Here is a 22,042-nt window from a genome sequence, read left to right on the forward strand (position 1 = left end):
TATATTGAATCAAACCATTAAACAAGCCAACATGAAACAAAGCCTTCTCCTGTTTCTGCTTACCCTATTCCTGTGCAAACTGAATGCGCAAAATTCGGTAACCAGTCATTCCCTGTTCACCACCCTTCCCAATTACGAAGTAGACAAATATTCTGTTGAGCAGAAAGAATTCGATCAGCTCAAAGTGATCTTTGCCGACAAAACCAAAGCAGACAAAGTAAGGTACGAAGACAAGGAAGGTGCCCTTGAAAAAATGACTTTCAAATGGCTGGGCACATGGGATGCCAAGCCCGGCAACCTTCAGATTCTGAATAATTTCAAGAACGCCGTAAAACAGAAAGGAGGCGAACAGGTTTATTACGACGACTTCTACAAAGACAAAGTTTATTTCAAACTGAAGCAAGGCGGAAACACTTACTGGATACTGGTTACAGCGGATGGCATCGGCAATTACACCATCACCAGCGTGAAAGAGCAGGCCATGAAACAGGATGTGGTGATGACCATCGACGATATCAAAAACAGCCTCGATGCAGAAGGCAAAGTGCTCTTCTACGGCATCTATTTCGATACGGACAAAGCCACCATCAAACCAGAATCGGCAGAAACACTCAAAGCCATTGCAGGATACCTCAAAGCAAACCCGGTAAACGTGTTCATAGTTGGCCATACAGACAATACAGGCAGCTTCGATCACAACCTCGCACTGAGCAAAGAGCGCGCAGCTTCGGTAGCCAATGAGCTCACCACCAAATATGCGGTGAACAAGGCTCAGGTAACAGCACAGGGAGTAGGTTCATTGAGCCCGGTGGCAAGCAATAAATCTGAAGAAGGCAAATCGAAGAACCGCCGTGTTGAAATTGTATTGAAGTGATGCAACGATCCGTTGTCGGAAGCAATCAATAGGGCAACATGCAGCAATACACGAAAAACAATCATTCCGGAACAGCTCCTGCGAGCGAATCAAAAGGCCTCACAAAGAATTGGGCAAAACCCATACCTTTGCCCGCAACCGATAGCTTCGCTACTTTCAGCTCTGAGAACCGAAACGAACATATTGTGTAATTGACCCTTGCCTGCACCTATTTTCGTAATCATAAAAATTAGTATCATGAGAAGCCTTCTTTTCCCGGTTTTATCATCTCTGTGCATCATCGGATTTGTAGCCTGCAATTCAGCAGACAATTCTAACCCAACACCAACAGGCGATTCAGCAACCAACAATGCTCCATCTGCCGCGCCAACCAGCGCTCCACTTGATTCAACTGCAGGCAAAGCTGCCATTGCAGGAAAGTATTACAAACTGATCGAGATCTATGGTAAACCTGTGGTGAAAGATTCTACCTTCTTCAAAGAATCACACGTAACCTTCAAAGAAGATGGCAAACAAGTTGCAGGAAACGGCGGTTGCAACGGCTTCGGCGCCGAATACCAACTGAAAGATGGCAATGGCATTGCTATCACCAACCTGATCTCTACGCAGATGGCCTGCCCTGCACTGGAAACAGAAAACCAGTTCACCAAGGCGCTGCTCGAAGCAGACAACTACACGCTGAATGGCGACACACTGAGCCTCAACAAAGCCAAAATGGCCCCTCTGGCGAGACTTGTTGCGTCTGCAGCTCCTTCAGAAACCAAATAAGTGATTTTATTTTTGCAGTATTCCCTGGGGTGGCATCATCCCAGGGATTTTTTTTGGGAGGATGTTATGGCTGCTGCTGATTGGCTTTCTCAAAATCGAGTAACCATTTCTTGCGGTAGATCCCTCCGCCGTAACCGGTAAGATGTCCGTCTTCACCAATTACCCTGTGACAGGGAATGAGAATCGAAATTCTGTTCATGCCATTTGCACCAGCCACCGCCCGGATCGCCTCCGGCCTGTTGAGATGAATGGCCTGCTGCTTGTACGACCTCGTGGTACCAAAAGGAATAGTGATCAGTTCGTCCCACACCGATTGCTGAAACGCCGTACCCGGCGCATGCAACGGAACAGTGAACTGCGTTCGCTTTCCGGAAAAATATTCTTCCAGCTCACTTCGCAACTGATCGAAATGCACATTGGCTCCCTGAATGATATTCGCATTCAGCAATCTTGCAATCGCTTTCAGTTCCGTCTCCAGCATTTTACGGTCAGTGAATTCCAGCAGACAGATGCCCTGTTCCGAAGCACAGGCAAACATGCTGCCCAGTGGCGTTTCGATCCGCGTGATATTCACCACCTGCTTGTTCTTGCTGTTATTGGGCGATACACCAAATACCGATTTGAAAGAATCACCAAAACCACTGAGCGATTCATATCCTGCCTCATACGCAACCGAGGTTACAGGCTCTCCATTCTGAATTCTTTTGAAAGCCGCATTGAGCCTGAACATCCGCTGATACGCATGAAAAGTGATGCCATGATTTTTCAGAAACCATCTGCGGATAGTATTGGGCTCGATGCCACGTTGTACCAGATCCCAGTCTTTGAGTTTGAGTGATGGATTGCCATGCAGCTCTTCAATGATAGCTTTGATGGGTGCAGGCGTTTCACCCGGCAGATCGAGGGGTTGACAAACCTTGCACGGACGATACCCTTTGCGGATGGCTTCCGCCGTATCTGAAAGAAATTCTACATTCTCGATCTTAGGCTTCCGGGCAGTGCAGGTAGGCCGGCAGAAAATGCCCGTGGTTTTCACGGCGGTGATGAAATGCCCTTCAAACTCAGCATCCTTCTCAACTATAGCCTTGTACATTCTTTCTTTCGTTAGCATCTTGCTTCATTTTTTCAAAGGTAGAATGGCTGCTATGCGGTCACAACCGGAAACTTTACAAGTATTTTTCCGGCTGCATTCGTTACTCCGGCTCCTTCGATTTAAAACTGCAGAACAGAAAATTCTGCGTGGTATTGAAAGGTGTGGTATGATCTTCCGTAAAACATTTCATCTTCGTAAACCCGGCTTCAAATACATGCGTCATGGTCGATTCGCTGTATTGCGAAATGGGCAGTCCACTGCATTTCAACGGACCATTTTCAGAAAAGGTTCCGATGATCAGATAGCCATTCACAGCTTGCTTTACGAGGGCGGCGTACCGCTGAATACCCATGGGCTCTGTGAGGAAATGAAAAGCGGCTCTGTCGTGCCACACGGCATATTGTTCTGTTGGTGAGAAATCGAGAATATCAGAAACGATCCATTTCACTTTGGCAGTATCCTCTCCCAGCCTTGCTTTCGCGCGATCCAGTGCCGCCGCAGAAATATCCAGTACGGTGAGATTGGTGTAACCGAGTTGCAACAGAAAATCAACCAGCCTGCTATCTCCTCCGCCAATATCGATGATGGCAGCATCTTTAGGAACACCGAACCATTCGATGGAGTTGATGGAAGTATCCGGCCGGATCTGCGTCCAGCTTACTTCTTCAGGCTGTTTCTCGGTGTAGATTCGTTGCCAGTGCTGTACTCTCTGATCGTTGTTCATGGCTGGCAAGTTACAGCATTCAGGGGGATCGGTGCGGTGACTTTAGTTACAAATCAGTGATTTCTTTCCGGTATGCCGCCTGTGCATTCCATGCATCTCCATCAACGGTTCATACAGCATTCACTATTTGCCTGCGGTTAGTCAAAATAGCTTTGCGTCAGAATCTTCAACAAATAAAATTTTTCGCATGACAAAGTATTTATTTGCTGCAATAGCCATGACAGCAATCGCATTAACAAGTTGCAAAAAGAGCAAAAGTCAGCAACAGAACAATTCAACAGCTCCCCGTACCGAAGTACCTGCGGAACTGCAGGGCAACTGGATCTGGGCCGACGGAGGAAGCACGGGTCTCTTCGATCCCAATACAGGCGTCTATCAGGGTCCGGCTATCGGAATGGCGCAGAAATTCTCACTCAATGCCAATGGAACCGGCTCCGTTTTCTACTACATCGGATCAGAAACTGACAAATACAATATTTACCACGAAGGCACTTACGAAATTGATGTAACCAAAAAGCAGATCAGCTTTCATACTACCGGTGGATTTTATCAGAAGAACGGAACCAAGAGAAACCTCAATGCAGATGAGCTCTATCCTTCACCAAACGGGACAGAACAATTTTTTTACAAAGTGATGAACCTCGATGGAAAGATCTATCTGTATAAAAAGGACGATCCCACAAGAGCTGATGACGATTACATGCATACAACCCGGTTCAGCAAATTGTAATGCCCGCGCCTGAGACAAAAAAGTATTCACGACAAAGTGCTGCTTACAGAAAGCGCTCCGGTTACGGGGCGCTTTTGTTTTAACCGAACTTTCAGATGCCGGGAGGTACCGGTAAACGTTTTTCGTGGAATTGTCCGGTATCGGTACGTATATTCATGCCTGCTATACAAATTACCGGCCTACCTTCAAACAGACAGAAAATAACCTGTTTTTTTTATATATTTGGTTTACCTGAGGTTGTTAAATATTAGCGAGGAATCTTATTAATCGAAAATCCGGACTATGCAACAATCCGCCAATCCACAACAGGTAATTTGTCAGTCGATATCAGTCTTTCGCCCGATTGTTGTATCCGGCGTAGCCTCAACCCTTACATGCTATCACTAACTATCAGAATCATTGATGAAATGAAGTATACCAACGCATGTCTTATTTTCATGGTGCTGATTGCCGGACGAACGGCCGCACAAACCGGTGCGCCTTCGCTTCGTGAACTGGCAGACAGCGCTATCCGCAACGATCATATACTCGCCAACAAACAGCTTGATGTTGAGCTCACGGCACTCGATCAGGAAAAACTGAAAAATGTTTACCTGCCGCATGTCGATCTCACAGTGAAAGACGCCTTCATACTTTCTTCCTTTGGCGTCAAAAGCAGAGATCTCATCAACATTCCGCAATTGAACATAGATATCAAAACCGGGAGCAACCGCTTCACCACCAGCGGCAACCTGCTCACGGCGGATGTAGGCGCATCGATGCTGCTTTACTCCGGAGGCAAAGTGCCGCAGCTGAAACGGGCGCTTGCATCCAAATCGTCGGCGCAGCAGATAATTATGGAAAGCGATCGCCAGCAGATCATCAGCAATGTGATCACCGCCTATGATCAGCTGGCACTGTTGAAGCAGGTAAGAAAAGTGCTGGATGAAAGCGAAAAACGCCTCGCAGAAAACAAGCGAACTGCCGACAAAGCTTTCACCTACGGGCTCATCACCAAATACGAACACCAGAAGATAGAAGTGGCGCAGGCGCAACTCGCAGCAAAGATCCAGGAGTACGAAGGCAAACAGGAACTGGTGATAGAGCAACTCGCCATGTACACTCATATCGATAAAGAACGTCTCAGACAGATAGATGCCAGCATGGAGCTGGTAGCAGTTTCAACAGAGGCCGGAAGCATCACAAACCGTGCTGAGCTCAAAGCCCTCGACGCCAAACTCGCAGCAAGCCAATACAAGATCAATGCAGAGAAAACATGGTTTGTACCTAAGATACAGGCCGCAGCATCGGTAGGTTATATCGGATTGCTGGCAGGCCGCATCAACAGTTCACGCCCATTGCTTACCGGCGTGAACAGCCCGAAGTTGCGGGCCAATCTTCCCAACCTCAACATCATTCCCATGTTCAATATCGGAGTTGGGCTGAAATGGGATCTGTTCGACGGGCACGAAGGAAGCGAAGCCGTGAAAGCAGCAAAGATCGACCTCAAAAAAACAGAGAACGAAAAACAGGATGCCACAGAAAAGCTGGGGCTCAATCTTGCGAAATGCAAAAGCGATTACACCATTGCACAAGGGCAGATCGCACTGAAACAGGCACAGCAGCAAACAGCGCAGAACGCACTTACACAGGCTACCAAAGAATACAGAACAGGACTGATAAAAACCCTGCAGCTCATCGATGCAGAGAACGATTACGTAGCGGCTGCACTCGGTGTTGCGCAAAGCATATTCGATCAGCGGCGCGCAGCCTTCGCACTGATGATGGCTACCGGAAACCTCACTATTCAAGCTATTCCTTAAAATATTACCCGATATGAAATTGCGATCCATCGTAACAATACTGACAGCTCCTGTTATACTGATAGCAAGCTGCAAAGAAGAAAAAGTACCAAAGATGCTGGGAAAGGTGAAGCGCGAAACCATCAGTTTCGTTCCAAAGGTAACGGGCCGCATTCTGAAACTCTATGTGCAGGAAGGTGCCACCGTAAAACCCGGCGACACACTGGCCATGCTGGATGTACCCGAAGTGAGTGCCAAGATAGCGCAGGCCAAAGGTGTGGTGGAAGCTGCAACAGCACAACGGCAGATGGCACATAACGGAGCAACACCTAATCAGATGAAACAGATACAGGCGAAGTATCGTGCAACAAAAGAGCAGTTCAATTTTGCACAGAAATCTTTCGATCGTGCAAAAGCGATGTTCAACGACAGCATGATGGCGCCACAGGCTTACGACGAAGCATTCGCAAAATACCAGGGCGCAAAAGCCCAGCTCGATGCTGTTACAGCCGAACTCAACGAAGCGGAAAAAGGTCCGCGCATCGAAACCAGAGAAGCAGCCGCTGGCCAGCAGGCGCAAGCCAAAGGTGTTTTGCAGGAAGCAGAAGTGGCCTACTCTGAACGATACATCCTTGCCACCAACTACGCAACACTCGAAACCATTGCATTGAAAGAAGGAGAACTGGCCACAGCAGGTTATCCCATCTTCAATGGATATCTTCCCGCGAGCACCTGGTTCAGATTCACTGTTCCGGAAAGCAAGATCCAGTCGTACAAGGCCGGAGATGCAGTAACAGTGCGGGTTCCCTACAACAAAACAGATCTTAAAGGAAAGATCGTAACCATCAAACAGATGCCACGTTATGCCGACATCACCACAGCATATCCCGATTACTCCATCGACGACGCAGTGTACGAACTGAAAATAGTTCCGGACAACTCCGCCACAGCAGAAGCACTTTTATTCAATGCCACAGTATCGCTCGACAAGCCATAAAAAGTATGAGGAATTTCGGACGATTAATCACGAGGGAGCTGCGGCTCTTCTGGAGCAACAAAGTGTTTGTAGTGGCATTTCTTTTCATGCCATTTGTACTTGCCTTTGTATTGGGCAACGTATACAAAAAAGGAAAAGTGACCGACCTGCCTGTTGTGCTGATCGATAACGATCAAACACCAGCCAGCGACAAATTCGGCACTATGATCGAAGATCACCAGCAACTGAAAATAGTGCATCAGGATTTCGAACTGGGTGATGTGCAGCAAATGATGCTCACGTACCGCGCTGTGGCCGTAATTGTGATACCCGATCGCTTCGAAGCCAATCTGCTTGCGCAACGCATGCCCGAAATAAATTGCTACCTCAACATGAGCAACACACTCACTGCAGGTTCAGCAGGTACAGCAGTATCGGTTGTTGCAGGCACCATGAATGCAGGCATACTTATTTCTTCCTATCAGAAAAGAGGCATGCCCGCTTCCATTGCTTCCAAACAATACGAATCTTTCAAACACAATGTTTTTTACGAATACAATCCAGCTGGCAACTATCTGTATTTTCTCTGGCCAGGACTTATTTTCAGCATCATTCAGCAATTGCTATTGCTTGCATTGGGGGTGAGCTTTTCGCAGGAGATCGCCAATGGCACGTTCAGTAAAGATGGATTATTGTCTTACAGCCGTTCTCCATTGGTATTGATCCTCGCCAAGATACTCCCCTATTCAGTACTGGGCATGATGAACATCGGCGTATTTTATCTGCTGAGCATTTACTTCAAAGTGCCGATGCCCTGGCATCCCGGAGTATTGCTGGCAGCACAGGTATTGCTGGTAATCGGATCTTCCCTGCTGGGCACCTTGTACAGCGTGGTATTCCCTTCGCCACTGAAAGCATCGGAATTACTGATGTCGATAGCATCGCCGGCATTCACCATTTCGGGATTCACCTGGCCGCAGGTACCCTCGGTATTGCAAACCATCAGCATGGCCATTCCGCTTACCCCCTACCTGCAACTGATGCGCATGACGCTCTTTCAGAATGCAGACTGGATGGATGTTTGGCCGCAACTGAAACATATGCTCATCTTAATTGCAGTATTCCTTTTTCTCACCTGGCTCTTATTGTTTTTCAGGATCAGGAAAGTATTGAAATCAGAAAGCAACAACCTGCCGGCTACGGCGCCCGCATAATTGAACTATGAGAAATTTTTTGTCGATAGTAAAAAGGGAATTCAAACTGTTCTTCGCAGACAGAATAATGCTGATGCTGTATCTCGGCGCGCCGGTACTGTATGGATTTCTCTTCGGTTATGTGTACGATAAAGGAAAGCTCACCGATCTTCCGATAGTGATCGTCGATAACGACAACTCACCCACCAGCGCCAAACTGATAGACATGCTGAGCGAAACGGATATGCTCGAACTGAAGGTAGTGAGGTATCAGAAGGACGGAACTGAATCCTACTTTCTCAATCAGGGAGCCTATGCAGTGGTGAATATTCCTTACCGGTTCGAAGCGTCGTTAATGCGTGGCGATTATCCGGAACTCAACACATACATCAACAATTCGAACCTGATTCCATCCAACTATGTGGCCCGTGCAGTAATGACTGCAGCAGGTACGCTGAATGTGATCAAAACAAGGATGTCGGGAAAGAAGAACGAAGCTTTTCATCTGAATTTGTTCAAAGTATACAATCCGGGATCGAATTATTTCTATTTCATATGGCCTTCTTATCTCGCTATTATTCTTCAGTCGGTAGTAATGGTTGTACTGGCATTGAGCTTTTCCGCGGAACAGCAGAACAAAACACTCCGTACAGTGTACGAAAGAGGCGGCCATTCCGTATTGTTGACGATGTTTGGAAAACTGCTTCCCTATTTGTTGCTATCAGCATTGCTGTTGGGTATTTTTGGAATTTATTTCAAGGTGTTCAAGCAGCCATTTCCGGGTACATTGTTCCCTGTATTGCTGGTGAGTTTCATTTTCATCGCCTCGAATGCATTCATAGGAATGAGTGCTGGCCTGCTTTTTAAGTCGCAGTTGAAATCGTTGCAGTTTCTGATAATATTGTCGATGCCTGTTTACATTTCGTCCGGGTTCAGCTGGCCATTTGAACAGGGAGGATGGGCAGCGCAGCTGTTCAGTTTTATTTTCCCCTTCATGCCTTTTGTAAACGGATTGCGCATACTGCTGATAGAGCATGGGACATTGACCGATATCAAAGATTATCTGAACATACAACTGATACAACTGCTGGTTTATTTTCTGATCGCCTGCGCAATGCTCTGGTGGCATACAGGTGATAGATTCAATCTCCGCAGGTTCTACAAATAGAAAGTCGGCACACATTGAAAAACTCATGAACAGCCTCCCGGCAACTGGGTAATTTTTGTAAAAATCATAAAGTGTAAATAGCTTTTATACAATTGATGTATGTCAGTTTGGATGTGCTTTTCAGACCATTGAAATATTGAATCAGTCTCCATTTTCTACGCTCTGGCTTCCATTTTTCAGCCCGGTTTGGTATAATAAAAACGGACTTTCGTCCGTTAGAACTCATCAAAATAAATTGGACAGTTTTAGGAGCTTCATGTTTTTATATTATATTTAACCCGTAAATTTTCTTAAAGCCAGCCCGCTTTAACCTAAATCTTATAAATGAAATAACTATACTCGCTTACATAACGGTATCACCCTATACCGATTAATTCCCTCCTGTTATACATCCCTGTGTTAGTTAAGACTTGTGTCCATTGCGTGGGCTTATCAGGCGCAAATGATTTTCAATTTTTCAATCAACGGATAACGCCGAAATCCACAAAAGTCAGGCGGAGGATGCTGAAAATCCTAAAGAGTAAGCTTTCGAATTAACCCCAACCCATTTTTGCATGAAACGAGTAAAGAATGCATCGTTGCTGATGTTATCTGCTTTGTTTGTTGTTTTGCTGACTGCAGCAATGCCTGTTAGCAAACCAGAACCCATTAAGCCCGAGAACCTGGAAAAAGCTATGGCAGCGCTGAAAACAGCCTCTGCTGATGGTACAATTTCTTACAAAGAGCTTAAGACTATTGCTACTGAAGCAAAAGGTGCTAAGCTGACTTTGAAAGAAAGAATCGGCCTTAAATTATTTGGCAAGAAGATCACCTCTAAAACCGATGCTCCTTTTCAAGGTGCTGGTAAAAGCCAGGTGATTGCTTTGATTCTCTGCGCCTTATTAGGTGGATTGGGAATTCACAGATTTTACCTGGGTTACACCTGGCAGGGTGTTGTTCAATTGCTTACCCTGGGTGGTTGCGGTATCTGGGCGCTGATCGATCTGATCCGCATCATTACCGGCGACCTCCAACCGAAAAACGAAGACTACGAAACTACTTTGTAATCTGGTTGCCAAAAGGAGGGCGTGTCTAATGGTACGCCCTCCTTGCTTTTTAAAGAATTAACCTCTCCCGCTTTTTATGAAATTCCGTTATTACTACACTATTACTAAACTGGCGATAATTGTGTTACTGCCGGTTGTTCTCCTTATTCTTCCTGCCGATTTTTTTGATAACGGAAAAACAGTTTGCTTTTCGAGACTGCTATTCGATGTGGAATGTCATGGATGCGGATTAACAAGAGCCTGCATGCACCTGATACATCTGGAGTTTGAAGAAGCATTTGCTTATAATATGGGATGCTTTATTGCGCTTCCTGTTTTGGGGATATTCTGGATTGGCTGGGGTATAAAAGAGTACAGGAAGTTTTTGAAGATGAGAAAAGATCTACAGGCAGCCACTGTAGTACAACACTAGTGCGAAAAGATGCCTGCTTCCATTGTCTTAATAAGTTTTAGCGCACTTCCCTTCTATTGATAACGGCTGCTGCATTGAATGCTGCTCTACGATTTTCAATGCATTTCAGTGTAAGCTATCAGCACATCTTCTATGCTGATTAAGCAGCAATCCTCCCTGGGCTGAAGTTTTAAGAAATTACATATGTCCCAACCGGGAAAAAGAAATGACACTGGAGCAGACAGGCCAGTGAATAAGACTATGGTTGCAACCCTGGTCTGATCAAACATTTTGATCATCTACTTCCATTCTCCATACTTCAATTTGGACGCCCATTTCAGGCGGTTTGTTTGAAAATTGTTTGAAAATATGGCTAAAATGGCCCAAAATAGAAATGGCCGCCGATTGGCAGCCATTCTAACTATTTGATTTTCAAGTACCCCGGACAGGAATTGAACCTGCACTCCCATTGCTGGGAAAAGGATTTTAAGTCCTTCGCGTCTACCGATTCCGCCACCGGGGTGTCAGATCCAAAGTGAATCTAAACAAAAAATTCCATCCCACATTTTCAGTAGAATGGAATTCTTTAGAGCGGAAGACGAGATTCGAACCCGCGACCCTCACCTTGGCAAGGTGATGCTCTACCAGCTGAGCTACTTCCGCATTTTGCTGCTGTTAAATTAGCAGCGAATATTTTATAAAGAACTGAGTATCAATCGTTATTGGGAGTGCAAAGATAGGGATTTTTTTATTCGGTCAAAATTTTTCTCCCTTTTTTTTCTCCTTTTTTTTATTTGTACTCAGGAGTGTACAAAGTGCTGGGTTGGATCGTCACCTCAGGCTTTCCTTTATAACGATGTTTGTACAAACTGTAGCAACCGCCCAGTACAAATGCCATTACACAAAAAACCTGCAGATAAAATAAAAACACAGAGGAATTAACCCAGTTGCGTTTAAAGTCTTTGTCGCGATAATCTTTTTCCAGATGTTGCTCCATATGAGTGAATTGCGATGCAAAAGTAATAATTCAGAACTTAAAAATCAGCATTTTGCACCAACAATTTCTACAAAAGTTTTTTTACCTCGCACAAAGTAGCTCCAGACCACGCTTTTATGAAAAAATCCATTCAGCTTCCGACGCTTATCCACCCCTTCTCTCTTTGTTTTTTTATGTATCAGCAGCCAATAAAGGAATGCAAAGTGTGCTTTCACCACAGCAATAAAATAAGTACCCTCTCCTGCAAGCAACGACTTCACTGCTGAGATTGCATCGAGCCAGAAACGGTAAAAGATCTTCCAGATGGCCGATCCCAGGGGAAGATTCTTGGCCATCATTATCAGATTATTGCGGAAATTCAGAAATACTTTTCTTGCATTGCCCTTAGGAAGCGTTCCTCCTCCTACATGATACACTACCGATTGAGGACAGGCATACACCTGATATCCCGCAAGCTGTATTCTCCAGCAGAGATCGATCTCTTCCTGATGAGCAAAGAAAAATTCATCGAATCCGCCGAGGCGATGGAACAATTCAGGTCTGATGAACATAGCAGCTCCGCTTGCCCAGAATATCGGCATAGGCTGATCGTACTGCCCTTCGTCCTTCTCACAATAATCAAAAACCCTTCCTCTCGCAAAGGGATAACCGAGATAATCTATCCAGCCACCTGCTGCTCCGGCATATTCAAAAAGATTATGATCTGCATGTTGCAATAACTTGGGCTGACAGGCTCCAATGGTTTTATCGGCTTCCATCAAACTGATGATCGGTTCCACCCAACCCTTATCTACCTCCACATCGGAATTGAGCAGCACATAATAATCTGCCGTTACATGCTTCAACCCTTCATTATACCCTTTGGTAAATCCGTAGTTTGCTGCATTCACCACTATCTTAACGGCAGGATATTCCTTTTTGAGAAAGTCCACAGAATCATCTGTTGAAGCATTGTCTACCACCACCACTTCTTTATTATTATAGGTAGTAGCCATTACCGAAGGCAGAAACTGCTCCAGAAAGCGGCGGCCATTCCAGTTGAGAATAACAATAGATACCAGTGGTTGCTTCATTGATTTGTTGACTGGGTTGATAGCTGTAATAACGGATGCAAAGGAACGTTATTTTAGGGATTCGTTCAAACCGGCCATGAGGGCCGCTCTGCAATTTAACTTTACGTATATTAGTTGCATGATTCAGCCGCTTTTCAACTGGAGAACAGGTCTCGCCATTATTGCAATTGCCATCGTCAGCGGCACCATCTTTTATTCGCAGTTCCTCGCCAGGAAAATTTCACGCGAAGAAAGATCCAAAGTAGAGCTATGGGTGGAAGCAGGAAAACTGCTGATGAAAGATACTTCCGGCATCAGCGATCAGCTCGCCGGAATGATCATCACCGAAAACAAAACCATCCCCATAATCGAAACGGATGAAAAAGACGTGATCACTCAATATGTAAACCTCGATTCCGCCTCCATTGCCTCAGACAGCAGTTACCTGAATAAAAGGCTGCAGGAGTTCAAAAGTCAGAATGAAGCCATTATCTGGACCGACCCGATCGACAGCAATCGCGTGAATCACTATTATTATGGACATACTTCACTGCTCAATCAGATCAGATACTATCCGCTGGTGCAGTTGCTGATTGTAAGCCTCTTCATCATCATAACACTTACCGCACTCACCACCAGTTTCAAAAGCTCACAGAATCAGGTCTGGGCGGGCATGGCCAAGGAAACCGCACATCAGCTGGGAACTCCCCTCACCTCATTGCAGGGCTGGGTGGAAATGCTGCGCGAGGAAAAAGCAAACGACAAAATTGTTCAGGAACTCGCAAAAGATATCGACAGACTCAAACTCGTTTCGGACCGCTTCAGCAAAATAGGCAGCGCACCAAAACTCGAAGAACACGATCTGATAGCGCAGGTAGACAGCATGATTGAATACATCCGCAAACGCGCCACCGGCAAAGTGCAGTTCGCGCTCGAAACAAACGACGAAAAGCATATCCCGGCACTCATATCTCCTCCCCTGTTCGACTGGGTGATTGAAAACCTGCTCAAGAATGCACTGGATGCAATGGAAGGAAAAGGACAGATCAGCATCAATATTCAGCAGCAACCCGATGAAATCTTTATCGATGTTTCCGATACAGGCAAAGGCATCAGCAGCCAATATCTGTCGAAAGTGTTCAAACCCGGATTCACCACCAAGAAACGTGGTTGGGGTCTTGGACTAAGCCTGAGCAAGAGAATCATTGAACAATATCATCGCGGAGAACTTTTCGTAAAACATTCTGAGCCAGGAAAGGGTACTACCTTCAGAATTGTACTGAAAAACAGAAACATACCTGCTTAGACAACAATATTTCTGATTTTTTTTCAGATAAATTTCAATAGCACTCAAACCAGCTCATGCGCCTCAAACTCAGGCCTAAACAAGCTTGCAGCGGATCAGGAAAACCAGAGAGCGTTCATCTCTAAAAGATTCTGAATAAAGTTTTTACGTTTTTCTTCAAAGATTTTAGTTTTTTAGAAAAAGTGTTTTACATTTGCAACCCCTACGGGATTGGCGCCCAGGTGTTGAAACTGGTAGACAAGCCACTTTGAGGTGGTGGTGTTCGAAAGGACGTGCAAGTTCGAATCTTGTCCTGGGCACTTTCAAAAAGGTCTGTAAGTCGAAAGATTTACAGACCTTTTTCTTTTGTGATGCTGCATTGAATGCTGTGGTTTCAACGTACCTTACTTTCCCTGGCTTGAAGATTCCATAAGGAAGCCAGCTTTATCATAACCCCTTTTCAATATTCCTCTTCTGAATATTGAACAAAACCAAAACATGAGAATTGTGATCACAAAGAATTTTATCATTCTGTTACTGTTGTCCATCCTGTGCTTCTCTCAGACGTCATTGCAGGCAAACAGCGACACGCTTACCCCATCAAAACCTTCGGGGCAATTACCTGCAACAAAGATCGATTCGCTGCTGACAATTGAAATTGGCGGAATCAAACAAGTAATAGAAATCAAAACAGACGACTCCAATAAACCTGTATTGCTCTTTTTATCCGGAGGCCCGGGAAGTTCAATGATGAAAAATGCAGATAACTTCACAAACATTCTAAAAACCAGATTCACCATTGTTCAATGGGATCAAAGAGACGCAGGAAAAACCCTTCAACTAAATCCATCGCCGGTTACTCCTTCCGTTGACTTAATGGGCAGGGACACTTACGAAGTGATCAACTTTCTGATAAAAGAATTGAAGCAACCCAAAATATACCTGCTCGGCAGCTCATGGGGAAATGCTCTGGGTTTTTATATCGTAAGAAATCATCCGGAATTATTACACGCATATTTTGCTGCAAACCCCGTTATCAGTCAATTGGCGAGTGAAAAAGAATTGCTCGACACATTGAAGATTCATTTTAAAGCAGATTCTGTTGCCAGTAAAGAACTGGCGATGGTAAACATTCCTTTTAAAGTTGACGAAGACCTGTTCTATCTAAGAAAATGGCTTTTCTATACCGAAGGGAAAAAGTTTGTAACAACCGATGATTTCAAAAAAGGATTTCTCGAATGGTCAAAAACCCGGTCACCTGCCTGGAATGAAGTAATGGCAATTGATTTACCCAAAACACTAAAGAAGGTTAAGTGCCCGGTATATTTTTTCGTTGGGAAAAACGATATTCAAACATCTACCAGCATTACAAAAGCCTACTTCGAAAAAGTAAAAGCGCCAAAGAAAGACTTGATCTTGTTTGAAAAATCCGGACATCAGATACATAAAGATGAGCCTGAAAATTTTCAAAATGCAATCATCGGAATTTTAGACAAAATGAATGCCGGAAAGTAAGATACAGAAAGAGTTTCAGCGATATTAAGAAGGTCTGCAAGTTGATAGATTTGCAGACCTTTCTATTTAAGATTGTATTTCCATTATTCTGCCCGCTACAGCACAAGTTTGTATTCGCGTTTGAAGCTTTTGGGATTCAGGTCCTCAAAACGAAACATATCAGCATCCACCATTACATCAGACAGCAAACGCATCGCCTCTTCATGTGAAAAGGATTGAGGATAATGAATGCCATCAAATGCAACGTCAGTGATCTGCGTTTCAAATGCATGATCGAAGCTATCCTCTCCCGCATAGAAGAGCGCGATCTTTCCGGTCCAGTGAATGCTGAACAAATTATTTTCTTGCCTTTCGATTGCAATATAATGATCAGCAGAAGCATCATGCCCTAACAGATAAATGCCGAAAGCCAGATCATCCAATTCAAAATCCTCCATCACTGGAAGTGGGTCTGCAGTGAATGTTTGCGACTGAAATTCAGAGAAGGAAAACTTACTGCCGCGTTGTGCCACCAATATTCCCGGTTGTCCCTTTTCTTTTGAAGCTATCGTACAGGCATGATAGTTATTCCAGACTATTTTGGATTCCCAGTCGGAAAGAACTTCGTCCTCCTCTTCTTCATTGCTGGTTTCGCCAGCATTGTAGTTGTCTGTTTTGAGATAGAAATCAAAGTACAGGCCATCTTCGGGATCAAGTCTGCCACTCCATGTAAACTTGTTCAAAGCATGCCCATCTGGCCAGGGATTGTTCCGGAAATAAATTCGGTTGGTTTGCATAATACAAATTACAGTATCCAGAAAACAAAACGATCCTCCGGAGAATAAAAAAAGCCGCTCTCGGGGAGCGGCTTGCCACTAAAAAGGCCGGTGATTAATTCATGAAATCACAGATCATATCCAGCATCTGCTGTGCAGCATCAGACTGAATATTGGTTAACGGCCATACATGCGTCTGTGATTCAAAAGCTGCGAAAGTGGCGTCAGCGCCCATTTGCAGCAGTTTTTCATAGAAATTTCCGGCATCATCATATAACACTTCCCTCGTACCGGTCATGATCAGGGCTTTGGGGAAATGAGTAAAATTCAATGTAGAAGGATCTGCATCCTCCCCTGCTTCTCCTGCATAGTATCCGGCAAACCTGAGCAGTTCTTCGCGGGAAAGGATCGGATCTAGCTCCTTCCTTTCATCGTAAGATTCATTTATGCAACGAAGGTCGATCCACGGTGAGATCATAACAACTCCTGCCGGTTCGGATAATCCAAGCATTTGCAGCCGATGAAGTCCACTCAATAAAATACCACCACCTGCACTGTCTGCCAGCAGCCACATATTCGTTTTCGGAGAATGGGAAATGATGAATTGGTACACTGCCAGAAAATCATTTACTCCTGCAGGATAAGGAAGTTCCGGTGCCAGCGCATAATCTATATACAATATTTTTCTGTTCAGCTTCGAAGCAAAATGCGTGAGCATTGCTTTGTGAGAATGGATAGATCCCATTGCATACGATCCGCCATGCAGAGAGATCACAATATCCTCATCAAGCAGCAATTGAGGCAGAAACCAGTAACAGCTGACTCCATTGATGGTTTCCTGCTGTACAGTTACGGAATAGTCTGCATCATAACATTTTCCCAGTCCGTTGTAGAATTCTCTGAAGTGCTTTATTTCAGTCAAAAAATTATCCATTTGATTCGTTTATTTGAAATGGCAGCTGAGTAATCAATCACATTTCACCAGATACTCTTCGTTCTCCTTTTCACCCCAGTAGGGTTTCAGGATGGAGCCAGCGGTTTGTTTGGCAAAAAGTGTTTTTGCTTTCTCGAAATATGGTTTCGCTTTTTTCTTACCACCGCCATACAGCACTGGTTTGTTGAAAACCGGAATTCCTTCGAGGTAGTAGATCCTTGGATTATCGGCGTTGGCCTTCTTCGCTTTTTCGAGATTTTCGTTCATGATCTCCAGATATTTTCTCCAGCGATTGGCAGGGTCTACCTGAAAACGCGCGAATGCAGCATAGGCAGTAAGAACAAGGCTTTCATCGTTTGCAGCATCGATAGAATTCATCACTGCAACATATTTGTCGGCTTCATCCAACAACTGATCTTTTCTTTTTGCATCAGTTTCTTTGGCAGCAATCTGGATCCTCGCATAAGCAGCATAGTAATTCGCATTACGGTCTTCGGGCCATTTTGCAGCGATGAGATTGAATTTGTTGCCTGCATTCATGAGTGCGGGCATGTCGCCGGCTTCCTGCAAGGCTTTCCAGGCTTCACTCAGACCAGATTCCAATTGCTGGGCCGACAGTTGAAATGAAAGGAGGGCTAAGACCAACAATACACTGGCTGCCCGGATGATCTTTTTCATAACATCAATTTTTGTTTTTATAAATCGTCTTTTTTGAATTGAGAGATAGAAAGATGCACGCCGAAAAAAACGGCGAAATATTGTGGAGGTAAAACCGGTGTTCTCAACTGACCATCATTCGAATACCGATATCCCAATACATTCTTTTGATTGGTGAGATTGTCGAAGTTCACATAGAAGGCAGCAAAAACTCTTCTGATATTTGTAAGGTAGCTTGCTTTGAACGAGAGGTTATGATAAGCAGGCGCTTTATCAGCCAGAAACCCCGATGCCATTGGATTGTAGTAGGGTCTTCCACTGGAATAATTGTATCCCGCCGACAAAGCGGTATGCAGTTTTTCGGAATAGTATTTTACGATGACGTTGAGATTATTTTCTGAGATGAAATCAGGACTTGCCTTTGCTGAATAATTCTGGTAAAGTCTGCGTGTATCGATAAAGCTGTAAGTGATCCAGTAATCGATATTTTTGATGGAGGCTTTATCCCGCCAGAATATGTCGAATCCTTTGGCATAGCCCGATCCACTGTTGTCTACACTCCCAAGTTCGGTTCTGAAGGGTCTGGGAAGATAAGGAACGCCCTGTTCTCTCACGAGGTTTGCATAATCTTTGTAATAGGCTTCCAGCCTGAATGAGCGGTTGTTTTGAATCCATTCGTAGTTGGCGAGATAATGAATGGCATGCTGATATCCCGGGCGCAATCCATTCAACAAATAGAGATTGGGGGCAGACTGATAGAATAATCCGGTTGCCAGTCCGAACTGACTGAACGGTCCGGCTTTCAGCGCCAGGGCAAACCTTGGCGCTATATTTCCTTTCCGGAGCAGATCGCTGTATTCAGCTCTCAGTCCGGGTTTCAGAGCGATGTTCCGCGTTATCCTGAATTCAGCTTCGCCAAAAGCAGCAGCCATTGTTTCGTCGAACTTTCCTTTAATCGAATCGAATTGCTGCTCAAAACTGAAGTGTTGCAACTCTGCACCTGCAGTGAATTTTAACAGCTTTGAAGAGAAGGTGAATTCGGTACGGAGTTGCGAGCGCCTGTCAGAACGGGTGAATGCAGTATCGGACCAAAGGATATTATCGTGATTGCTGCTGATGCCGGCAGCCAGCAGCAATTTCCATTTGTCTGAAAGCCTGGTTCTGTAAGAGCTGTTCACATTGGTGTTTTCATTTTTCAGATCGAACGAAATGATTGAGCCAGGGGCATTCGGATTGGAAATGAAAGTGCCACTACCGCTGGAATTGAAGCTGATACTGGTTTTGAAGATGCCACCTTTGGAATCTTTGGAAATCCAGCGAAGAGAACCTCCACCCGATACAGGTTTTCTGAAGAACTCATAATTGGTTTTGGCGAGGCCGTAATAAGCGCCGAAGTTGGTGTAATTAGCGGCGTATTCGATAGCATTGTTTTCCATTTTTTCAGCGCCAATGACCATGGCGCCGGAGAGGTTGAGTCCGGCTGAAATGGTTGAATGCTGAGGCAGATCGGTAGTTTGAAGACTTAACACAGAAGAAAGTGCCTGGCCGTATTTTGCAGAATATCCTCCGGAGCTGAATGAAGTACCTTTTATCTGAAAAGGATTGAAACGGCTTCGCTGTCCGATGCCTGGCACAGCACTGAAGAAAGCATTCTGAACAGTTGTTCCGTCGATGATCATTACGGTTTCTGAAGCGTCTCCTCCGCGCACGAACAAACCTGTCTCATCGCCGCCGTTGCGCTGAACGCCGGGCAGGTTCTGAATAGCGCCAACAATGTCTCCTTGTGAACTGGCATTACTGAGAATATCAACAGGTTTGATAATAGTAAGAATTCTATCATCAGTAGCATCGATGGTACCTGCAGTAACAACCACTTCTCCGAGCTGTTTTGCATTGGTTTTGAGAATGAGTTGAAGATCGGGTGTTTGAGATGTGATCTCAAGAGGATGCTGCAGCTCCTGAAAACCGACAGCGGATACTATCAAAACCAGATTGCCGCTGGCATTGGTAGTAAAAGAAAAGCGGCCGAGGCTGTCGGTAAGGCTGCCGTCGGTGGATGATTTCAGAGAGACTGAAGCATACAGAACAGGGCGTTTCTTTTCGTCGAGCACTCTTCCTTTGATAGTGTTTTGTGCCTGCGCCCGGAGGCTCATAAACAACAGCAGGAATATCGCCGCAATTATACTTTGTTTCGCTAATTTAGTTTGCATTATAAACCTTATTTTCAAAAAAAACAGAACTTGTGAGTTCTGCTGTCTATAGTGAACGGATTGCTTTTATGAGAAGTTACTGGTATTTGAGATTCTGCAATAACCTGCAATGTTTTGAAACTTCCTATAGCAGGAAAGACATAGGTCATACCTGCCTCGTACTTACTCATTCCAGCAATTCCGTAATGCATCGATTTCAAATTACCGGAACATGGTCAGGAGTTTGATCAACTTCAAATTCACAAAACTGCTCACATTGCCATCAACTCCTAAACTTCTCGTATTCCACAGTTTTATCCTCTGTAAAATTTCTGATGGCTCTACTCTTGGCCAACAATTGACTTATCAGGAGCAAATATAAACTTTAGTTTGCAATACAAACTATATTGCAGTATTAATTCTTTAAGGTAGCATTTCAGATTATGACCGGTAAGAAAAGCATGGTTATGGGTTGAGTCTGCTTTTGCAAAAATGTATTTTGGATTTCTCTTTTGCATGGGAAACAGGAGAATAGTTATCAAAAAGATAACATCGCATTCTCAGGATAAATTCGGGGGAGCTGTTTGTCGGGTAACAATTTCAGTCGTCTAACGAGGATAATTATCCGACCTCAGAAGCATCAATTTCTCATAAAACCTGCGAAGAAGAAAACTTCCATTATTCCGGATCAAATTTACATCCGTAATTGCCCCGATGCCACTAAAAAGGACAAAATCAGATTCCGGAAAAAATGTTTAACCATCGCTATTTTCTTGATTCCAATCAACTTTTCTATATTATTTTCCATTTCGGATAGTTAAAAAAATAAATTAGGGTAATTTTTCAACGCTAAGTGAAAACACTTAGGAAGGTTACAGGTTATTATGGTTAGCTAAAGGCTCAGCATTTTCCACCCTTATTCTATCTCTGGGATAATCAATCTCTTAGGAGTACTCTCCAAAAAGTACAAAATTGGGAATACCTGACTCTGGGCAGTTTGAATATGCCGATAAGTCCTGTACACATTCCATGTATTTGAATTGTGTATGTTGAAACAGGCGAGGCGCCCAAATTATTCAACCAGAAAAAGATATTCGCCAGTTTATGAAAAGGAAAATTGCTTTGGAAGGTATAATATCCCTGCTGATATTGTTATTTCTCTACACAGGACTGACACAATTGTTGGCCTACAAATACTTCCACGGAAATATTTACAATCAACCGATCTTTCAATGGAGCAAACCCATTCTGGTGTATGCAGTTCCAGGCGCACAATTACTGATTGTTGCCGGACTTCTGTTTGAAAGAACAAGGCTCAAAGCTTTATGGGCCTCACTAATATTGTTATCAATTTTCACAGTATATATTGTAATGATTATTCTGAATATGCTTGCAAGAGTACCATGCTCTTGTGGCGGGGTGATCAGTTCTTTTACCTGGCCACAACATCTCATGTTCAACCTCTTCTTCATTATTCTCAATGTCATTGCCATCCTGATGATGAAAAGACGTATTCCTGATACAACAGTGAATGCGCAAATGGTGGTTAACTAATCATTTCCCATTTGAATTTTCATTACACTTCTATTGGTTGTTGTAGCAAACCAACCTTCACAAAATCCTTGGTTCCTTGAAATCTAATTCATTTCCTCCTGATCATTTCATGGAGGTGTTCTACTAACATAATCTCTGGTTAAGCATGGCTTCTGATTACATCTTGGGAACTGGTTACGACCTAATCACTTCACACATTATTACAAAAAACTTTACGGGAAAATTATTGGTCTTCAGGAATTGTCGGAAACGACAGTTGGGGTGAAGGCAGATAATCAATTGCTTAGTCCTGCCGCAAGGTAAGGAAAGGCCTTGCTTTGCGTGCAGTTAAGATAACCTGGCCAGGTACCTGCATGGCAA

At 44.3% G+C, this 22,042-nt stretch carries 20 protein-coding genes and 3 tRNA genes; 13 read left to right on the forward strand and 10 right to left on the reverse strand.

Going from position 1 to position 22,042, the window contains the following annotated elements:
* The first annotated feature begins 31 nt into the window (after positions 1-31).
* The gene (locus HHL16_RS14375; RefSeq protein ID WP_169425883.1) at positions 32-874 is read left to right on the forward strand and encodes an OmpA family protein; all 843 of its coding nucleotides are present in this window, start codon (positions 32-34) and stop codon (positions 872-874) included.
* 237 nt (positions 875-1,111) lie between these two features.
* The gene (locus HHL16_RS14380; protein WP_169425884.1) at positions 1,112-1,642 is read left to right on the forward strand and encodes an META domain-containing protein; all 531 of its coding nucleotides are present in this window, start codon (positions 1,112-1,114) and stop codon (positions 1,640-1,642) included.
* A gap of 64 nt (positions 1,643-1,706) precedes the next feature.
* Here the strand turns inward: HHL16_RS14380 and HHL16_RS14385 are convergent, their stop codons facing one another.
* Together HHL16_RS14385 and HHL16_RS14390 are read right to left on the reverse strand one after the other, a co-directional pair.
* Positions 1,707-2,753 (reverse strand): methylated-DNA--[protein]-cysteine S-methyltransferase, encoded by a 1,047-nt coding sequence (locus HHL16_RS14385; RefSeq protein WP_169425885.1) that lies wholly within the window; start codon positions 2,751-2,753, stop codon positions 1,707-1,709.
* A gap of 82 nt (positions 2,754-2,835) precedes the next feature.
* Entirely contained in the window at positions 2,836-3,459 is a 624-nt protein-coding gene (locus HHL16_RS14390) for a class I SAM-dependent methyltransferase (RefSeq protein ID WP_169425886.1), read from the reverse strand.
* A gap of 187 nt (positions 3,460-3,646) precedes the next feature.
* Between HHL16_RS14390 and HHL16_RS14395 the strand changes: the two genes are divergently transcribed.
* The 7 genes from HHL16_RS14395 (at position 3,647) to HHL16_RS14425 (ending at position 10,765) form a co-directional block, all read left to right on the forward strand.
* Positions 3,647-4,189, forward strand: a complete 543-nt coding sequence (locus HHL16_RS14395; protein WP_169425887.1) for a hypothetical protein — start codon at positions 3,647-3,649, stop codon at positions 4,187-4,189.
* 407 nt (positions 4,190-4,596) lie between these two features.
* Positions 4,597-5,991 carry a TolC family protein gene (locus HHL16_RS14400; RefSeq protein WP_169425888.1) on the forward strand — a complete coding sequence of 465 codons (1,395 nt, stop codon included), beginning with the start codon at positions 4,597-4,599 and terminating at the stop codon, positions 5,989-5,991.
* A 13-nt stretch (positions 5,992-6,004) separates the two neighbouring features.
* On the forward strand, positions 6,005-6,967 hold the full coding sequence (locus HHL16_RS14405; RefSeq protein ID WP_169425889.1) for a biotin/lipoyl-binding protein: 963 nt from the start codon (positions 6,005-6,007) through the stop codon (positions 6,965-6,967).
* 5 nt (positions 6,968-6,972) lie between these two features.
* Positions 6,973-8,160, forward strand: a complete 1,188-nt coding sequence (locus HHL16_RS14410; RefSeq protein WP_169425890.1) for an ABC transporter permease — start codon at positions 6,973-6,975, stop codon at positions 8,158-8,160.
* 7 nt (positions 8,161-8,167) lie between these two features.
* Positions 8,168-9,307 (forward strand): ABC transporter permease, encoded by a 1,140-nt coding sequence (locus HHL16_RS14415; RefSeq protein WP_169425891.1) that lies wholly within the window; start codon positions 8,168-8,170, stop codon positions 9,305-9,307.
* Between the two features lie 584 nt (positions 9,308-9,891).
* The gene (locus tag HHL16_RS14420; protein WP_240966166.1) at positions 9,892-10,353 is read left to right on the forward strand and encodes a TM2 domain-containing protein; all 462 of its coding nucleotides are present in this window, start codon (positions 9,892-9,894) and stop codon (positions 10,351-10,353) included.
* 76 nt (positions 10,354-10,429) lie between these two features.
* Complete coding sequence (locus HHL16_RS14425) at positions 10,430-10,765, forward strand: DUF2752 domain-containing protein (RefSeq protein WP_169425892.1); 336 nt, start codon at positions 10,430-10,432, stop codon at positions 10,763-10,765.
* Positions 10,766-11,181: 416 nt separating this feature from the next.
* On the opposite strand, the gene HHL16_RS14430 is transcribed toward HHL16_RS14425, so the two are convergent.
* From HHL16_RS14430 to HHL16_RS14445, 4 genes are all read right to left on the reverse strand, one after another.
* Positions 11,182-11,267: transfer RNA gene (locus HHL16_RS14430), tRNA-Leu, on the reverse strand.
* A gap of 67 nt (positions 11,268-11,334) precedes the next feature.
* Positions 11,335-11,407, reverse strand: a tRNA-Gly gene (locus HHL16_RS14435).
* Between the two features lie 127 nt (positions 11,408-11,534).
* Positions 11,535-11,741, reverse strand: coding sequence for a hypothetical protein (locus tag HHL16_RS14440; RefSeq protein ID WP_169425893.1), 207 nt, complete (start codon positions 11,739-11,741; stop codon positions 11,535-11,537).
* 44 nt (positions 11,742-11,785) lie between these two features.
* The gene (locus HHL16_RS14445) at positions 11,786-12,814 is read right to left on the reverse strand and encodes a glycosyltransferase family 2 protein (RefSeq protein ID WP_169425894.1); all 1,029 of its coding nucleotides are present in this window, start codon (positions 12,812-12,814) and stop codon (positions 11,786-11,788) included.
* Between the two features lie 118 nt (positions 12,815-12,932).
* On the opposite strand from HHL16_RS14445, the gene HHL16_RS14450 reads away from it, so the two are divergent.
* The 3 genes from HHL16_RS14450 to HHL16_RS14460 all read left to right on the forward strand — a co-directional run bounded on the left by HHL16_RS14450 (position 12,933) and on the right by HHL16_RS14460 (position 15,593).
* On the forward strand, positions 12,933-14,099 hold the full coding sequence (locus tag HHL16_RS14450; protein WP_169425895.1) for a HAMP domain-containing sensor histidine kinase: 1,167 nt from the start codon (positions 12,933-12,935) through the stop codon (positions 14,097-14,099).
* Between the two features lie 215 nt (positions 14,100-14,314).
* Positions 14,315-14,398 (forward strand) — tRNA-Leu (locus HHL16_RS14455).
* A 178-nt stretch (positions 14,399-14,576) separates the two neighbouring features.
* Entirely contained in the window at positions 14,577-15,593 is a 1,017-nt protein-coding gene (locus HHL16_RS14460) for an alpha/beta hydrolase (protein ID WP_169425896.1), read from the forward strand.
* A 95-nt stretch (positions 15,594-15,688) separates the two neighbouring features.
* Here the strand turns inward: HHL16_RS14460 and HHL16_RS14465 are convergent, their stop codons facing one another.
* The 4 genes from HHL16_RS14465 to HHL16_RS14480 all read right to left on the reverse strand — a co-directional run bounded on the left by HHL16_RS14465 (position 15,689) and on the right by HHL16_RS14480 (position 20,149).
* Positions 15,689-16,369 carry a hypothetical protein gene (locus HHL16_RS14465; protein ID WP_169425897.1) on the reverse strand — a complete coding sequence of 227 codons (681 nt, stop codon included), beginning with the start codon at positions 16,367-16,369 and terminating at the stop codon, positions 15,689-15,691.
* Between the two features lie 94 nt (positions 16,370-16,463).
* Positions 16,464-17,282, reverse strand: coding sequence for an alpha/beta hydrolase fold domain-containing protein (locus tag HHL16_RS14470; protein WP_169425898.1), 819 nt, complete (start codon positions 17,280-17,282; stop codon positions 16,464-16,466).
* A 33-nt stretch (positions 17,283-17,315) separates the two neighbouring features.
* Entirely contained in the window at positions 17,316-17,960 is a 645-nt protein-coding gene (locus tag HHL16_RS14475) for a hypothetical protein (RefSeq protein ID WP_169425899.1), read from the reverse strand.
* Positions 17,961-17,977: 17 nt separating this feature from the next.
* Positions 17,978-20,149, reverse strand: a complete 2,172-nt coding sequence (locus HHL16_RS14480; protein ID WP_169425900.1) for a TonB-dependent receptor — start codon at positions 20,147-20,149, stop codon at positions 17,978-17,980.
* 1,083 nt (positions 20,150-21,232) lie between these two features.
* Between HHL16_RS14480 and HHL16_RS14485 the strand changes: the two genes are divergently transcribed.
* Positions 21,233-21,682: a MauE/DoxX family redox-associated membrane protein gene (locus tag HHL16_RS14485; protein WP_169425901.1), complete on the forward strand. Its 450-nt coding sequence runs from the start codon at positions 21,233-21,235 to the stop codon at positions 21,680-21,682.
* The last annotated feature ends 360 nt before the right edge of the window (positions 21,683-22,042 follow it).

The sequence above is a fragment of the Pseudoflavitalea sp. G-6-1-2 genome (assembly GCF_012927185.1).
GTDB lineage: Bacteria > Bacteroidota > Bacteroidia > Chitinophagales > Chitinophagaceae > Pseudobacter.

Coding starts and splice junctions, on each gene's coding strand:
- HHL16_RS14375 (WP_169425883.1), top strand. CDS start 32: ATGAAACAAAGCCTTCTCCTGTTTCTGCTTACCCTATTCCTGTGCAAA.
- HHL16_RS14380 (WP_169425884.1), top strand. CDS start 1,112: ATGAGAAGCCTTCTTTTCCCGGTTTTATCATCTCTGTGCATCATCGGA.
- HHL16_RS14385 (WP_169425885.1), bottom strand. CDS start 2,753: ATGCTAACGAAAGAAAGAATGTACAAGGCTATAGTTGAGAAGGATGCT.
- HHL16_RS14390 (WP_169425886.1), bottom strand. CDS start 3,459: ATGAACAACGATCAGAGAGTACAGCACTGGCAACGAATCTACACCGAG.
- HHL16_RS14395 (WP_169425887.1), top strand. CDS start 3,647: ATGACAAAGTATTTATTTGCTGCAATAGCCATGACAGCAATCGCATTA.
- HHL16_RS14400 (WP_169425888.1), top strand. CDS start 4,597: ATGAAGTATACCAACGCATGTCTTATTTTCATGGTGCTGATTGCCGGA.
- HHL16_RS14405 (WP_169425889.1), top strand. CDS start 6,005: ATGAAATTGCGATCCATCGTAACAATACTGACAGCTCCTGTTATACTG.
- HHL16_RS14410 (WP_169425890.1), top strand. CDS start 6,973: ATGAGGAATTTCGGACGATTAATCACGAGGGAGCTGCGGCTCTTCTGG.
- HHL16_RS14415 (WP_169425891.1), top strand. CDS start 8,168: ATGAGAAATTTTTTGTCGATAGTAAAAAGGGAATTCAAACTGTTCTTC.
- HHL16_RS14420 (WP_240966166.1), top strand. CDS start 9,892: ATGTTATCTGCTTTGTTTGTTGTTTTGCTGACTGCAGCAATGCCTGTT.
- HHL16_RS14425 (WP_169425892.1), top strand. CDS start 10,430: ATGAAATTCCGTTATTACTACACTATTACTAAACTGGCGATAATTGTG.
- HHL16_RS14440 (WP_169425893.1), bottom strand. CDS start 11,741: ATGGAGCAACATCTGGAAAAAGATTATCGCGACAAAGACTTTAAACGC.
- HHL16_RS14445 (WP_169425894.1), bottom strand. CDS start 12,814: ATGAAGCAACCACTGGTATCTATTGTTATTCTCAACTGGAATGGCCGC.
- HHL16_RS14450 (WP_169425895.1), top strand. CDS start 12,933: ATGATTCAGCCGCTTTTCAACTGGAGAACAGGTCTCGCCATTATTGCA.
- HHL16_RS14460 (WP_169425896.1), top strand. CDS start 14,577: ATGAGAATTGTGATCACAAAGAATTTTATCATTCTGTTACTGTTGTCC.
- HHL16_RS14465 (WP_169425897.1), bottom strand. CDS start 16,369: ATGCAAACCAACCGAATTTATTTCCGGAACAATCCCTGGCCAGATGGG.
- HHL16_RS14470 (WP_169425898.1), bottom strand. CDS start 17,282: ATGGATAATTTTTTGACTGAAATAAAGCACTTCAGAGAATTCTACAAC.
- HHL16_RS14475 (WP_169425899.1), bottom strand. CDS start 17,960: ATGAAAAAGATCATCCGGGCAGCCAGTGTATTGTTGGTCTTAGCCCTC.
- HHL16_RS14480 (WP_169425900.1), bottom strand. CDS start 20,149: ATGCAAACTAAATTAGCGAAACAAAGTATAATTGCGGCGATATTCCTG.
- HHL16_RS14485 (WP_169425901.1), top strand. CDS start 21,233: ATGAAAAGGAAAATTGCTTTGGAAGGTATAATATCCCTGCTGATATTG.